Origin of the sequence: Erythrobacter sp. HI0063 (genome assembly GCF_001635685.1) — a bacterium.
Lineage (GTDB): Bacteria > Pseudomonadota > Alphaproteobacteria > Sphingomonadales > Sphingomonadaceae > Qipengyuania.
Window position 1 is genome coordinate 1 of sequence record NZ_LWFF01000031.1, and the last position, 541, is coordinate 541.

Here is a 541-nt window from a genome sequence, read left to right on the forward strand (position 1 = left end):
GCAGTGGTCCTATTCCCAATCGACCCGGATCATGCGGCAGATCGTCAACGATCGCATGTATCCGCTGACGCTGGACGGGCTGGACGATGCGATGCGCGAATTGAGCCGGAAACAGGGACACTGATGCCAGCCGGATTCATCTCCGTTCATACAAGGCTCATGCCGTACAAGCAGAGTAGACATGGGGAGATCTCTTATGCGTAAGACTGTTTCGAAGACCGTCGCTCTGGCACTGCTTGCAGGCTCGACCGCAGCATTAGCCCAGACCGCTCCGCCCAGCGCCGATACCCTCGATATGCCGTCCTATCAGGAACCGGCGCAGAGCTGGCGCGACATTCAGGATCCGATCGAGCGGGAACGCTGCAAGGAAAAAATCCGCCAGGTCCGTGCCGAAGCCGGAAAGCCGGAAATCGATTCGGAGCAGGAAACCGCCGATCCGGAAAAACCGCTCATGATCGCGGCAGTCGATCAGAGCGTGGATGGATGCAAGGTTCTGGTGATGAAGCAGGACACGTCCGACATCCGGCCCGTGCCGGAACCG

General features: G+C 59.1%; 1 protein-coding gene and 1 pseudogene. Both read left to right on the forward strand.

Annotation, left to right across the window (positions count from 1 at the left end; all coding sequences use genetic code 11):
- Window positions 1-124: pseudogene (locus tag A3736_RS16885) on the forward strand (VWA domain-containing protein); the annotation flags it as partial.
- A gap of 72 nt (window positions 125-196) precedes the next feature.
- Window positions 197-541, forward strand: a 345-nt coding sequence (locus A3736_RS01470; RefSeq protein WP_067678335.1) for a hypothetical protein, incomplete at its 3' end; no start/stop codon positions are given.